Here is a 15,869-nt window from a genome sequence, read left to right on the forward strand (position 1 = left end):
GGTGATGTATAGGTGATTTTTTAAAATAGAGAGAGACCTATACCTCCATAATATACTCAACTAAGCCTTGCTCATGCGTTAAATCCATTTTTTTACGCAAACGATATCTTTTTATCTCAACACTGCGAACTGATATATTAAATAGAGGAGCTACTTCCTTAGATGAAAGATTCAATCTTAAATATGCGCAGAGTCTCAAATCATTTGGAGTCAAAGAAGGATGTGCCAATTTAATCCTCTTCAAAAAGTCCTTATCTGCACTATCAAAAGCTTCTTTAAAAATACTCCAGGAATCTTCTTCTGTAATATTTTTATTAATAGTGGTAATTACCGATTTTACATTACTAACCCCGCTTTCAGACGTTTTCTTTAAATCATCTTTAATGAAAGCCAATAATTCATTCTTACTATTTAAACTCATTGTAGAAACAGCCAATTCTCTATTTTTTGAATCGACATCTTGAGAAAGCTGTTCATTTTTCAATTTCATTAACTGCTTTTCATTTTCTAGCCCTTGAATTTCCAGCAGTAAATTATTTTCTTCGATCAGCTTTTCCCTTTGCTTGCGGTAATAATTTAAATATGCTTTATTTATAAAATGACCCGCACTTAGAAATAATAAAAAATAAATTATAACGGCAAGATTTGTATTATACCACGGTTTTGAGATTGTAAAATTATAAGCGGCGATATTTTGCAAAGTAGTATTAGCAAAATTTGCCCTTACTTTGAATTTATAATCTCCAGGAGGAAGATTCTTAAAATTGACCGTTGTCTTCGAGTTCCAGTCGCTCCATTCATCTTGAAAACCTTCTAATAAATACTGGTATTCGGCATTGATGTACTTATTATATTCTGGAACAGTATAGCCAAAGGTGATATTGTTTTCGTCGTATGCAAAACTTCCTTCTTCATTGATGGCGAAGTTTATAGTTTCTTCATTTAATTTATTAGCCCCAACATTCGTTATTCCAACTAAATAACTTTTAAAACTCATATCATTAATATTGATGGAATAGAAACCATCTGTAGTTCCTATCAAATACTCAGAATTGGATGTTTGAGATATATTTTCAAAACCCAGCATAGAATTTGTTAATGAGGATGGAATCGGAATTACATTTTTCCTAAACTGACTGCTTAATTTACTTAACGAAAAATAATGAATATAATTTTTGGAGAACAGCCAGATTTTATTGGAATCATCTACAATTAATTTACCAGATGTATACTCGTCTTTTTCAAATACTGAACTTAGTAATTGATCTTTATTGAATTGCTTTGTTTTGAGGTTTAATTTAAAAATCCCTTCCTTATAAGCATAATAAATTTGATTATTAAATTTAATTAAACTAGAATATCTTCCTTTTGCAGGATTAGAATAGGCTGTAAACGAACTAGCTTTCGACAATGTATTATCCAGCTGAAATCTAAAAATGCCTTTATATTCGTGGCTCACATAAATTTCCTGTGAATCTGTGACCTCAAAATAGCGAGAAGAATAATTAAATCCTTTTATTTTATTTCTAAAAACCCATTGATCATTTACTTTTTCCAGTACCGATATTCCATAATAATTCCCCTGGAGCAGCATGTTTTCATGCTTTGGCATGGGTTCAAATTTCCAAGTCCCAGACTGAGAAAAAATACATTTGGCTGATCCGTCGTTAATAATAAAAGTTCCTGTATCGTGCCCGCAAAATAGGGTTCCTTTGTACATAAATAAAGACCAAACCTGCCCCTTAGTGCCTGCAATAAACTTAAAATCATCTTTAGTTTTATAATTTTTATAAAATAATCCCTGATTAGTCCCAACATACAATTTCCCATTATGCAATTTCGTTGTATAAACGGTTCCCAAAGCCCCCGTATCATCAGTATAACTCTGAATTGGGGATTGCAAATTGATACAGTTTATTCCATTATCAAGGCCAACCCAAAGATTATTATCCACATCTTCAAATAATGATAAAGCGGTATTGTTACTTAACCCTTTATTTTGAGAAATATGGTATTTCAATTTTCCTTCTTTAGTCAAAATAAAAACACCGTGAGAAACAGTTCCCACTGCATAGCTTCCATCCGAAAGTATTAAACTGCTATAAACACTGCTGGTTTCAATCTTTGAATCAGCTTCGGTGATAAACTTAGATACCGCTGTTCCTATTATTTTATAATAACCATTCAGCTGAGTTTGAATAAGCAGCCCTTCAGATATCGCAAAAACATTTATAATTCTATTGTTTTTTAATATCGGACTACTGGAAACTAAATGTGCTTTCCCGCTTTGCAATTCAAACAATCCTCCATTTACAGTTTGAAAATAAATGGAATTACTCGTCTCGTATGACTTTGTAATAGTACTGTCAGGAGTAATTATTTTGAATGTTCTTAGTTTAGTATCATAAATATATATACGATTTAAGGATTGAAAAATCACCCATTGGTCATAATTCAAAATATTCCAAAAATGTTCGTCATCCAAGATTTTACCTTTAATGGATTCACTAAGCGAAGTATATTTTAAGCTGCCGTTGGACTGTCTTGTCCAAAAACCAAATTCCATATAACAGCCGGTATAAATACGATTATCGATCACTTTTACAGACCTGATAATTGTTTCATTCGGAGAAGCATACAATTGCCAATTAGAACCATTAAACTCCAGAAGCCCCTCATTATTAGCAAAAAAAACGTATTGGTTTTGCGATTGCGAGATCATCCAATTTTGATTTGCCGCTCCATATAAATTTGGAGTATACTTAACAATTGGTGGAAGTTCCTGTGAAAAAACATTTGCACACAGAAAAAATAACAGAAAAGTAATTTTTGTTTTCAAATGAGATGCGGTATTTAGATTAGTGACTGATTATGAATAAAAAATTCATCCATACAGATTAAAAAATAGTAATTTAATGCAATCACAACTATTATTAAAATACAAATTGAAAAACAAAAATAGACTAAAAATCGAATTTTTGATTATAATTCTTTGGGCATTCTCAGATCAAAATTGAGTACTTTTGTAGAAATTCATTTTTAGTATGTCAATTGATATTTCCACACTCGACCCGAAAAAAAACATCATCATAAAAGGAGCACAAGTACATAATTTAAAAAATGTAGACGTAGCAATTCCTAGAAACAAACTCGTTGTTATAACAGGACTTTCAGGTTCTGGAAAATCCAGTTTAGCATTCGATACCTTATATGCCGAAGGACAGCGCCGTTATGTAGAAAGTTTATCTTCGTATGCCAGACAGTTCTTAGGCAGATTAGATAAACCAAAAGTAGAATATATTAAAGGAATTGCACCTGCTATTGCTATTGAGCAAAAAGTAAATACAACCAATGCACGTTCAACCGTAGGAACTTCGACCGAAATATACGATTACATAAAACTGCTGTTTGCCAGAATTGGAAGAACCTACTCTCCTGTATCTGGACAAGAAGTCAAAAAAAACACAGTTACTGATGTTGTTTCCGCTGTAAAAGATCTTGAACTTGACAGCAAATGGCTGCTCCTAGCTCCTATTCATCTCGAAGAAGGAAGACAATTAGAAGAAAAACTAAAAGTATTGCTGCAGCAAGGATTTGCAAGAATTTTGGTTAATAATGATATGGTTCGTTTAGATGATTTCACTTTGGAAGAACAGCATTCATTAGACCACAAAGACATTCTGCTTATTATTGACCGAATTATTGTTAAAGACGAAGAGGAATTTTACAACCGATTATCTGATGCTGTGCAGACTGCTTTCTTTGAAGGAAAAGGAATCTGTTATTTACAAGAATTAAATTCAGATAAAAGACTTTCATTTTCTAATAATTTTGAATTAGACGGAATCACTTTCCTAGAACCAAATGTTCATTTATTTAGCTTCAACAATCCATATGGTGCCTGCCCTGCTTGTGAAGGATATGGAAATATTATAGGAATTGATAGTGATTTAGTTATTCCAAACACTTCTCTTTCTGTATTTGAAAATGCCATTTTTCCATGGCGAGGCGAAAGCATGAGCTGGTTCCGAGATGAATTGGTAAATCATGCCTATAAATTTGATTTTCCGATTCACAAACCTTTCTTTCAGCTTACCGAAGAACAAAAGGATATCATTTGGACAGGAAATAAATATTTTCAAGGACTTAATGCTTTTTTTAAAGAACTCGAAGAAAAAAATTATAAGATTCAAAACCGAGTAATGCTTTCGCGTTATAGAGGAAAAACGAAATGTCATGTCTGCAAAGGAAAACGTCTCAGAGCCGAAGCCTCTTATGTAAAAATAAATGGAAAAACGGTTTCTGATCTAGTTGATTTACCAATCAAACATTTAATTGAATTTTTCAAAAACATTAATCTTGATGAGTATGAAAAACAAATTGCTAAACGATTATTAATAGAAATCAACAATCGGCTTTCCTTTCTATCCGAAGTTGGACTGAATTATCTCACTTTAAACAGAAACTCATCAACACTTTCTGGAGGAGAATCCCAACGTATTAATTTGGCTACCTCACTAGGAAGCAGTCTCGTTGGATCCATGTACATACTAGATGAACCAAGTATTGGTTTACACCCAAAAGATACTGAGCGTTTAATAAAAGTGCTTATATCATTGCGTGATTTAGGGAATACAGTGATTGTAGTCGAGCATGATGAGGATATTATGAAAGCTGCCGACATGATTATCGATATTGGCCCCGAAGCCGGAACACATGGAGGAAATCTTGTCGCACAAGGCACTTATGACGAGATCTTAAAATCAAGTTCGCTTACAGCTAAATATTTAAATGGCGAACTAGAAATTACTGTTCCGAAGAAAAGACGGTCATCTAAAAATTTCATTGAAATAAAAGGTGCCAGAGAGAATAATTTACAAAATATAGATGTAAAAATTCCTCTTGATGTTTTAACTGTAATTACAGGAGTTTCGGGCAGCGGAAAAAGTACGCTAGTGAAGAAAATTCTTTTTCCTGCTATGCAAAAAAAGTTAGACAATGCAGGTGAAAAGGCAGGCCAGTTTACTGAATTATTAGGGTCTTTTTCACATATAAAACATATAGAATATGTTGATCAAAATCCAATAGGCAGAAGTTCCAGATCGAATCCTGTTACTTACATCAAAGCCTATGACGATATTCGTGAATTATATGCAAAAGAAAAACTTTCTAAAGTAAGAGGATACCAAGCCAAACATTTCTCATTCAATGTTGATGGAGGAAGATGTGAAACCTGCAAAGGAGAAGGATCCATAAACGTAGAAATGGTTTTCATGGCAGATGTTCAATTGCCATGCGAAACCTGTAACGGAAAACGTTTCAAAAAAGAAGTACTAGAAGTATTTTTTGATGGCAAAAACATCAATGACATCTTAACGATGACTATTGATGATTCTATTGCTTTCTTTGAAAAAAACAAGCAGACAAAAATCACGCAAAAACTACAGCCTTTGCAGGATGTTGGCTTGGGTTATGTACAATTAGGCCAATCCTCTTCTACACTTTCCGGCGGTGAAGCGCAGCGTATCAAACTTGCCTCTTTTTTGGTCAAAGGAACTATTAAAGAAAAAGCCCTTTTTGTTTTCGATGAACCTACAACAGGATTGCATTTTCATGATATTAAAAAATTAATGGCTTCTTTTGATGCTCTGATCGAAAAGGGACATTCTATTCTGGTAATAGAACACAATCTTGATTTAATCAAATGTGCCGACTGGGTAATTGATCTTGGTCCCGAAGGAGGAGAGAACGGCGGATTACTGCTTGCAAAAGGAACTCCAGAAGAAATTGTAAAAGACAAAAAATCTATCACGGCAAAATATTTAAAAGAAAAACTCTAGAGCTGACCTAGTCCCAGTAAACTTTATTTTCACCTAATTGTGAAAAAAGTCTTTAAATAATTTTAAAGACTTTTTTGTTTTTTAAAACTTTTCTTAAAGTATCTGCTAATCACTTTATAATGGTTTAAAAACCAATTTTCATTCACATTTATTTTACGTATTTCAAATTCAATTTTTAAAGAAGAGAAAGGCATTCAGAAAAGTATTTAATCGGATATTATAGTTAGTTAAACAGATTAATAATTTAATTCATTGCACATTACTCTATTTGTCATATTTTTATAAAAAATTAAAAATTCAATATCATTTTACTTAATTTAATGAATTTTAAATTAAAACAGGCATTTATTAATCATTTTTGTTAACAATTTAATATTATTATTTTATAATGATATTACACAAAAAAGAAGATGCTTTTTTTATTATTAATATATTTTTATTACTGAAGTTTCTAAATTAAATAAGTTGAAGACAAAGGCAAAATAATGATTCAATAACTTATAAAATTTAGAAAATAACTGGATGCTTTGTGTTTTAGGTTTGAAAAAAGATAACATTTCACTTAAAGATGGCAATTGTTTGTTTAAACACAGACAATAATTATGCTATATTCTTATTCAAATAATTAGTTTATATCCGAATCAGAATATTGTTCAATTAAATTCAATAATTAATTATTTATTTTTTTGTTATGAAATCTACAGTATATTTAAATATCCGAAAAATAAGAGAATTGAAAAATTTAACTCGAGAATATGTTGCAGAAGAATTAAATATGAGCATGAGCGGATACGGAAAAATTGAACGGGGTGAAGTTGATTTAACAGTAAATAAATTGATTCAAATTGGAAAGGTTTTAGATGTTTCAATTGAATTTATATTCAAATTTGATGTTACTATTTTTTTTAACGATACTGCGCAACAAGCGCACAAAGCAAGTTAAAAAATCCATGGTATTTAAAATAAATGTATTTAACATAACCAAAGCTTAAAATTTATCAGGGCAGTAAATACAATAGCCAAATTGCGTTTCTATTGAAAAATTAGCCGTTTCTCATTTGAGTCATTTCCAATAAATCTTTCATAGTATTTGGCATACTACAATGCATTAAATTTTTACAAACAGCAGAAGAACCTTCAAAAGCTACTGCGCCTAAATAATGCTCAGTAAGGGCAAAACTATACATTTGCCAGTCTTCCTTATTCTTTAACAAAATCGAATCAATATTATGCTGGCCATCTAAACACGGAATATATTTAAAATCTTCATCAATACCTTTTCCTAGTGCTTTCACAAAAGCTTCTTTGCGTGTCCATGAAGTATAAAAAGCTTGTTTTTTATTGAACGCATTTTTAATTTCAAAAATTTCATTATCGTCAAAAATATCAGGAAGAATGTTTGTGAAGTCAAAGTCTCCCGACATATACTCAATGTCTATTCCAACTTTTTTATAAGAAACAGCAATAGCAGCAAAATCTTCGGAATGTGAAATATTAAAATGCAGCCAAGGATGAGAGGCTAAATATGGTTTTTTATTGAGATGATAATCCAGATCAATATTTTTTACCTCTAATTTAGTATGAGCGGCCAAAATAAATTTTAAAATCGACCTGTATATAATGAATCGGTTTTGATCTATTTCTTTGTAAAAACGTTCGGCTTTAATCAGCTCTTTGGCATTAAGAAACTGAACTAAATCAGCTTTTAAGTCCATGAAATTAGGCAAATAAATACTGTAAATGATGACATCATTATTGTCTAAAGAACATTCTTTATCCAGGTTTAATTTAACCTCCATTAAATCTGAAAATGAAATAAAAAGTTTAGCTGTCTGCATTTTTTTCATCTAAAATATTCTGAAGCAGCCTTGCCAGCACTTTATCGTTTGGCGGTGCTACAATATCATAATGATTGCCGGGAATATTATGCACTGTAATACCTTTTAATGCTGCTTTTTTCCATCCCAAATGTGTAGGGTCTAATTTATAGCTCATATCATCTTTTGATCGAAATAAATCTACTTTAAAGTCTTGCGGTTTGAGATGATAACGGTCAATGATTTTTTTAACCTTTCCGTCAATTTCAATAAGTTCCTCGAGTGTCAATACTTTTTGCTCAATCATTGTGCTGTTTCGTCCAAAAAACTTTTTTAATATATATTTCTTTTCATTAACACGCATTTTAAAGGCCTTCCAGCTCAAAACCATTTCTTTGTATCTGACTAGTTTTTTTTGTCTGTAAGTTTCATAATAATAAGAGGAATCAACATATGAGTCGAGCAATGCTGTCAGGGTAACTTTTTTTCCAAGTTCTTTTAACTGACGGGTCATTTCAAAAGCAACAATACCGCCAAAAGAAAAACCTGCAAGAGCATAGGGACCCTCCGGATTTATTTTCACAACAGCTTCTACATAATGAGCAGCCATAGCCTCTATCGATTCATACCATTCATCATATCTTTTAGCCGTTCCTTGAATGCCATAAATAGGCTGGTCTTCATCAAAGTACTTACTCATGTTAACAAAATTTAAAACATTAAGTCCTGCTCCATGAATAATAAAAAGCGGTGATTTTTGCCCGGTAGGTTTTATTGGAACCAAGCAATCTGCATAAATTTCCTTATCTGGGTTTAACAGCTTAGCGAATTTCTCAATGTTCGAATATTCAAATAATGTAGATAACGGCAGTCTTTTTCCCGTTTTTTGTTCTAACTTATTCATGGCTTTAACTGCAATTACAGAATGCCCGCCCATTTCAAAGAAGTTACTTAAAACATCAATATCATCAATATTTAAAACTTCTTTCCAGATGGATGCCACGATTTTTTCTTCTTCTGTACGAGGCGCTGTAAATTTGAGTTTTTTATTAGTTTTATATTTTGATAATTCATTGCGGTCAATTTTGCCATTAAGCGTTGTTGGCATTTTGTCCAATAAATTAAAATCATGCGGAACTAATTGTGCTGGCAGCTGCGAAGACAAAGTTTCGCGCCATAATGGTATTTGAATTTCGGCGTTTTCTATACTGGAATCTGGTACAATATGGGCTACTAGGAAGTTTTCATTGGCCAATACAACTGCATATTTTATACCCTCGAGCAATAAAAGAGCTTGTTCTATCTCACCAGGTTCAATACGGTGGCCCCTGATTTTAACCTGCTGATCTACACGCCCTAAACATTCTATTTCATTATTCGGAAGCAATTTACCTAAATCACCTGTACGATACAGTATCTCATCATTATTGTCAGAAAATTTATTTACAGTAAATTTTTCGGCAGTGAGTTCTGGTCTATTCCAATAGCCTTTTGCAACACCGTCACCACCAATAGCTATTTCACCAGTCTTTCCAGGTGCCACTAGCAGACCATGATCGTCGATTATATATAATTGCGTATTTGCGATAGGTTTACCAATAGTAATTAATGAATCATCTTCTTTTATCTGCTTAATAGATGACCAAATTGTAGTTTCTGTTGGTCCATACACATTCCAAAGAGTGTCACACTTAGCTAAAAGTTCTTTGGCAAGATCTGCCGGCATAGCTTCACCTCCACAGAGAGCTTTAAGCGGTAATGGCTGAGACCATCCGGAATCTAAAAGCATTAACCATGTTGTAGGAGTGGCTTGTAAAAAGTTTATATTTTCTTTTTTTATTAATTCCAATAAGAGCCTTCCGTCTCTAGCTGTTTCATGGTCAGCAAGTATTAATGTAGCCCCTTTAATGAGAGGTAAATACAATTCCAAACCGGCAATATCAAAGGAAATAGTTGTAATTGATAACAGTCTGTCTTTTTCACTAATTCCAGGCTCTAAAGCCATACTGTGAAGAAAGTTAACCAAATTTTTGTGACTAATGGCGACACCTTTTGGATTGCCAGTTGATCCAGATGTATAGAGTATATACGCCAGATCATCCGGACTTACAGAAAAAGGAAGCGGCATGGTAGAATAATAGCTTAATGCATCCATGGCGTCTTCTATATATAGAGTATGCGGCCACAATGGTAAAACTCCAGAGAGTGTTTTACTGGTTAATAAAACTTTTGCACTAGAGTCAATGAGCATAAATTCCAAACGGCTTTTAGGATATTCAGGATCCAATGGCAGATAGGCCGCACCGCATTGCAGAATGGCTAGCAAAGTATAAAGAAGTTCTCTGCAGCGTGTAAAAGAAACAGCAATAAAATCACCAGACTGAACACCTTGTGCTTTTAAATAATGTGACAATTGGTTTACTTTGTTATGTAACTCAACATAAGTAGTTTTCGAATCGTGAAATTCCAAAGCTACATTATTAGGAGTGCTTGCCACCTGTCTATTTAGCAATTCAATTAAAGCTACATTCGGATATGATGTTTCTGTATCATTAAGAGTACTATAATCCGGTAAATAATCACTTTTTATAAGATCTGTTACAGGGAAGTCTGGTTTTGCAACTAATTTATGTAATGTTTCTTCAAATGAAATCATCATTTGATTAATCGTTTCTTCCTTGAAAATTGAAGAATTATAAGAACATTGCAAAGTCGGCTTTTTGTTAGCTATACAAGCATGCATTTTAATTTCGAATGCTGAATATTTTCTGGGATTAATATTGAATTCATAAGTAAGTCCAGTAAATGAAAACTCATTTTCTATATCCCGATTTAAATCAACGGTTAATGTAACTGGTACCATAGGAACCCTTGAAGGGTCTCTGGCAATTGCTAATTTTTGAAGCAGATGCCCAAAACTAACCTGATGATGTTTATAAGCTTCTACTAATTGCGGATTTCTTTGTTTTAGATAATCTAAAAAACTAATGTTTTTGTCTATTTTACTTCGTAACGGAAGCAGATTGGCGCAGTCTCCAATCATATGCTTCATGCCGTATCTCCAATTTCCTGAAACTGGAAACCCAACTACTAAATCATTCTGCCCAGTGAGTTTATATAAAAATACTTCAAATGCAGCGAGCAAAGTTGTTGCGATACTGCAGCCTGCACTGTTCCCTAGATGTTTTAGTTCGTTTATGAGATCGCTTTCGACAGGAAAATCGAAGCGCTCGTTATTATAAGTCCGCAAAGGCGGTCTTGAATAATCTATTGGCAAGTCAATTAAAGGAACTGATTCTTTATAAATATTGAGCCAAAAATCTTCTATCTGTTCATATTCATTATATTCTATTAAAGAATTTACTTTTTCGGCATATTCACTAAAAGTTCCAGGGCTTTTCAGATTTGGTATTGTATTCTCGATATATGCGGAATAAAGTAAACTTAGCTCTTCTAATATTATATTGATACTTAAACCATCACCAATAATATGATGATGAGTTATCACTAATATGTTTTCTAAATTTTCAATTTTTATTAATTTAACTTTAAATAATGGGCCATTAACAAGGTCAAAAAGGGAATTAACTTCTTCATAAATTATCGTTTCCTTAGCCTTTTCCTTTTCAGCTGTTTCAAGCTGTGAAATATCATTCTGAGAAATTTCTGTTAGAAGATCTTTATATATATTCATGAAAATTCCATCCGAACTAAACGAAGCTCTCAAACTTTCATGACGAAGTACTATGGTATTTACTGCATGTTCTAATGCTTCAAAACTTAAGCTGCCAATAAACTTAATCGAATAAGACAAATTGTATGCCTTATTTGCATTATTACCTCCAATTAAGCAATCCATCCATATTTCTAATTGAGTGTTTGTTATACGAATAACACTTTCAATTTCAGCATGAAGCGGATCGAATTGAATTTTATTTTGATTGTGAGATTGATATTTCATTTTCAAATAAGTTTTATGTTGGATTTTTACTCGTTTAACCAGACATACATTTAAAGTAAATTATTTTTAATTTGTTTAAATTTCGTTTAAAAGCAAAATGGTTAAATTTTGTAAAATAGTAAAAGCTATTATTTGATAAATAATCACATATAAGTAGGTGTATAAAGGATTGTTTATTTTAAGTAATTATATTTCTATAGGCTTAGTTTTTATAACATTTATATTTTAAGGCGCGTATATTTATAATTTCCAGCTTATTAAGATTTTGTAAAATCAAAAATCAGTTCAGCAGTTTTCATGTCTATTATCTAAAATATCCTGAAGCATTCTCGCTAGTACCCTATCATTTGGCGGTGCGACAATATCATAATGATTGCCTGGAATATTATGAATTGTGATTCCTTCTAATGCCGCTTTTTTCCATCCTAAATGCGTAGGATCCAATTTATAATGCATATCATCTTTGGATCTAAATAAATCTACTTTAAAGTTTTGCGGTTTAAGATGATAGCGGTCAATGATTTTTTTAACCTTGCCGTCAGTCTCTATAAGTTCCTCAAGTGTCAAAACTTTTTGCTCAATCATTGCGTTATTATGTCCAAAAAACCTTTTTAATATATATTTTTTCTCATTGATACGCATCTTGAAAGTTTTCCAACTCAAAACCATTTCTTTGTACCTAACTAGTTTTTTTTGTCTGTAAGTTTCATAATAATAAGAAGAATCAACATACGAATCGAGTAAAGCTGTCAGGCTGACTTTTTTTCCAAGTTCTTTTAACTGACGGGTCATTTCAAAGGCAACAATACCGCCAAAAGAAAAACCAGCAAGAGCATAGGGACCTTCCGGATGTATTTTTACAACAGCTTCTACATAATGAGCTGCCATTGCTTCGATCGATTCATACCACTCATTATATTCCTTGGCCGTACCTTGAATACCATAAATAGGCTGATCTTCATCAAAATACTTACTCATGTTAACAAAATTTAAAACATTAAGTCCTGCTCCATGAACGATAAAAAGCGGTGCCTTTTTTCCATTAGGTTTTATTGGAACCAGGCAATCAGAATAAAATTCCTTATCTGGACTTAATAATTTAGCAAACTTCTCAATAGTTGAATGCTCAAATAAAACAGAAAGCGGCAGTCTTTTTCCCGTTTTTTGTTCTAATTTGTTCATAACCTTAACAGCTATTAACGAATGACCGCCCATAACAAAAAAGTTACTTAAAACATCTATATCATCAATATTTAAGACTTCTTTCCAGATGTCTGCAACTATTTCTTCTTCTTCTGTTCTAGGCGCTGTAAATTTGAGCTGTTTATTAGTTTTATATTTTAATAATTCATTGCGGTCAATCTTGCCATTTAGCGTTGTTGGCATTTTCTCCAATAAATTAAAGTCATGCGGAACTAATTGTGCTGGCAGCTGCGAAGACAGAGTTTCACGCCATAATGGTATTTGAATTTCAGCATTTTCTATACTGGAATCTGGTACAATATGGGCTACAAGAAAATTTTCATTAGCCAATACAACTGCATATTTTACACCCTCAAGCAATACCAGAGCCTGTTCTACTTCACCAGGTTCAATACGATGCCCTCTAATTTTAACCTGCTGGTCTAAACGCCCTAAACATTCGATTTCATTACTCGGAAGCAATTTGCCTAAATCCCCTGTACGATACATTATATCTCCTTTTGCAGCGGAAAATTTGTTCTCAATAAATTTTTCCGAAGTGAGTTCAGGTCTATTCCAATAGCCCTTTCCAACACCGTCACCGCCAATAGCAATTTCACCAACCTTTCCTGGTGCTACAAGCTGGCCTTTTTCATCAATTATGAAGAATTGTGTATTTGCAATGGGTTTACCAATAGTAATTATAAAATCGTCAGCTTTTATCTGCTTAATGGAGGACCAAATTGTAGTTTCTGTCGGTCCATACATATTCCAAAGAGTATCACATTTAGCTAGAAGTTCTTTGGCTAAATCTGCGGGCATGGCTTCACCTCCGCAAAGAGCCTTTAACGGTAATGGCAGAGACCAGCCAGAATCTAAAAGCATTAACCATGTTGTAGGCGTAGCTTGTAAAAAATTTATATTTTTCTTTTTTATTAAATCTAATAACAGCCTGCCATCTCTAGCGGTTTCATGGTCAGCAAGTATTAATGCTGCACCTTTTATAAGGGGTAAATATAATTCCAAGCCAGCAATATCAAAGGAGATAGTGGTAATTGAAAGCAATCTGTCATTTTCAGTAATACCCGGCTCTAAAGCCATACTGTAAAGAAAATTAACCAAATTTTTATGGGTAATTGTAACGCCTTTGGGATTACCCGTTGATCCAGATGTATAAAGTATATATGCAACATCATCTGAAGAGATCGTAGAAAGAACCGGCAGAATAGAATACTGGTTTAATGAATCCATGGCATCTTCTATAAAAAGGGTATTAGGCCATGCTGGCAACGATTCAGCTAGTTTTTTATTAGTTAATAAAATTTTTGCATCAGAATCATGGAGCATAAATTCCAAACGAGCTGTTGGATATTCAGGATCTAATGGAAGATAAGCCGCCCCACATTGCATAATGGCCAGTAAAGTGTAAAGCAGCTCCGGACTGCGTGCAAAAGAAACTGCAATAAAATCACCAGATTTAACACCTTGTGCTTTTAAATAATGTGACAGCTGATTTACTTTTTTATGCAGTTCAACATAAGTAATTTTCGAATCATGAAATTCTAAAGCGTTATTATTAGGTGTAATTACTGCTTGCTTTCTAAGTAATTCCGTTAAGGTCACGTTTGGATAAGAGACTTCAGTATTATTTATCGCATTATAATCAGCTAGATAATTACCTCCAATTATATTTGACAGAGGATTGTCTGGATTAGATAACAGTTCAGTAATTATCTCTCCAAATTCAATCATCATTTTATTTATTGTTTCCTCCTTAAATAGCGTGGTATTATAAGTACAGTGAAATGAAGATCCATTTTTAGTTCTAAAAGCATGAATTTGAATTTCAAATGATCCGTATTGTCGAGGATTAATTTTATATTCATGAGAAAGACCCGTAAATGAAAAATCACTTTCTATATCCCGATTCAAATCAACTGTCAATACCACTGGAATTAAAGGAATTCTCGAAGGATCACGGGGAATAGCAAAACTTTTAAGGAGATGGCCAAAACTAACTTGCTGATGTTCATAAGCATCAAAAAACTGCAGATTTTTTTGCTGTAAGTAATCAAAGAAGCTAATGTTTGGACTAATTTTACTGCGTATAGGAAGCATATTCACACAATTGCCAATTAACTGCTTCATATCGTATAATGTATTTCCAGAAAAAGGAAATCCTACTACTAAATCACTCTGACCAGTGAGTTTAGATAAAAAAACCTCAAATGCAGCAAATAAAGTGGTAGTTAAACTGCTGCCAGCTTTTATTCCAATATCTTTTAATGAGTTTATAGTGCTGTCATCAAGAGGAAAATCAATACAATGACTATTATATGTTCGCAAGGAAGGTCTTGAACTTTCTATTGGCAATTCTACAATAGGAACCGATTCTTTATAGATAGAAAGCCAGAAATCATCTAAGGATTTATATTCACTGCTATCCATAAATGAATTTACTTTTTCAGCATATTCACTAAATCGTTCTGGATCTGGCAGGTTGGGTTCTTTATTTTCAATATGTGCAGAATAAAGTACACCAAGTTCTTCAAATATTATCTTGAAACTTACTCCATCTACAATAATATGGTGGAATGTTAAGGTCAGCATATATTCAAATTCCTCGATTTTAATTAAGCTGACTTTGAGTAAAGGACCATTGACAAAGTCAAAAATAAAATTAACTTCTTCCTTTGCCAAAGTATCTATAGCTTCTTCCTTTTTAGCTGCTGTTAAGCTTGAAAGATCAATATGAGAAATTTCTATGCTTCGATCGTTATAAATACACAAAAAGCGTCCGTCTGGACTAAAGTTAGCTCTCAAACATTCATGACGCTGCACTAAAGTATTTACAGCATATTCAAGCGAATCTATTTCTAAGTTCCCTCTTAATTTAATAGAAACAGATAAATTATAAGCTTTGCTGGCATCACTCCCTCCAAAAATACAATCTGTCCAAATCTCCAATTGAGAATTTGTCGAATAAATTATTCTTTCAATTTCAGATGAAAACGGATTAAATTGAGTTTCAGTTTCGACTTGTATTTGAGATTGATTTTTCATTATTCA

6 protein-coding genes are annotated in these 15,869 nt (G+C 32.8%); 2 read left to right on the top strand and 4 right to left on the bottom strand.

Annotated features, from left to right (window positions below; all coding sequences use genetic code 11):
* Positions 1-37 precede the first annotated feature (37 nt).
* Positions 38-2,839, bottom strand: a complete 2,802-nt coding sequence (locus tag C8P67_RS01705) for a triple tyrosine motif-containing protein (RefSeq protein ID WP_115809719.1) — start codon at positions 2,837-2,839, stop codon at positions 38-40.
* 205 nt (positions 2,840-3,044) lie between these two features.
* Between C8P67_RS01705 and uvrA the strand changes: the two genes are divergently transcribed.
* Positions 3,045-5,840 (top strand): excinuclease ABC subunit UvrA, encoded by a 2,796-nt coding sequence (gene uvrA / locus C8P67_RS01710; RefSeq protein WP_115809721.1) that lies wholly within the window; start codon positions 3,045-3,047, stop codon positions 5,838-5,840.
* 691 nt (positions 5,841-6,531) lie between these two features.
* The gene (locus C8P67_RS01715) at positions 6,532-6,783 is read left to right on the top strand and encodes a helix-turn-helix transcriptional regulator (protein WP_115809723.1); all 252 of its coding nucleotides are present in this window, start codon (positions 6,532-6,534) and stop codon (positions 6,781-6,783) included.
* Between the two features lie 100 nt (positions 6,784-6,883).
* Here the strand turns inward: C8P67_RS01715 and C8P67_RS01720 are convergent, their stop codons facing one another.
* The 3 genes from C8P67_RS01720 to C8P67_RS01730 all read right to left on the bottom strand — a co-directional run bounded on the left by C8P67_RS01720 (position 6,884) and on the right by C8P67_RS01730 (position 15,863).
* Positions 6,884-7,687, bottom strand: a complete 804-nt coding sequence (locus C8P67_RS01720) for a 4'-phosphopantetheinyl transferase family protein (RefSeq protein WP_115809725.1) — start codon at positions 7,685-7,687, stop codon at positions 6,884-6,886.
* Complete coding sequence (locus tag C8P67_RS01725) at positions 7,665-11,618, bottom strand: non-ribosomal peptide synthetase (protein WP_115809727.1); 3,954 nt, start codon at positions 11,616-11,618, stop codon at positions 7,665-7,667. The genes C8P67_RS01720 and C8P67_RS01725 overlap by 23 nt, the downstream gene beginning before the upstream one ends.
* A gap of 285 nt (positions 11,619-11,903) precedes the next feature.
* Positions 11,904-15,863, bottom strand: a complete 3,960-nt coding sequence (locus tag C8P67_RS01730; protein WP_115809729.1) for a non-ribosomal peptide synthetase — start codon at positions 15,861-15,863, stop codon at positions 11,904-11,906.
* Positions 15,864-15,869 lie beyond the last annotated feature (6 nt).

The sequence above is a fragment of the Flavobacterium aquicola genome, from assembly GCF_003385115.1.
In the GTDB taxonomy this organism is placed as follows: domain Bacteria; phylum Bacteroidota; class Bacteroidia; order Flavobacteriales; family Flavobacteriaceae; genus Flavobacterium; species Flavobacterium aquicola.

Excerpts from the sequence above, each read along its gene's own strand:
- C8P67_RS01725 (WP_115809727.1), bottom strand. The coding sequence starts at position 11,618 with ATGAAATATCAATCTCACAATCAAAATAAAATTCAATTCGATCCGCTT.
- C8P67_RS01730 (WP_115809729.1), bottom strand. The coding sequence starts at position 15,863 with ATGAAAAATCAATCTCAAATACAAGTCGAAACTGAAACTCAATTTAAT.
- C8P67_RS01715 (WP_115809723.1), top strand. The coding sequence starts at position 6,532 with ATGAAATCTACAGTATATTTAAATATCCGAAAAATAAGAGAATTGAAA.
- uvrA (WP_115809721.1), top strand. The coding sequence starts at position 3,045 with ATGTCAATTGATATTTCCACACTCGACCCGAAAAAAAACATCATCATA.
- C8P67_RS01720 (WP_115809725.1), bottom strand. The coding sequence starts at position 7,687 with ATGAAAAAAATGCAGACAGCTAAACTTTTTATTTCATTTTCAGATTTA.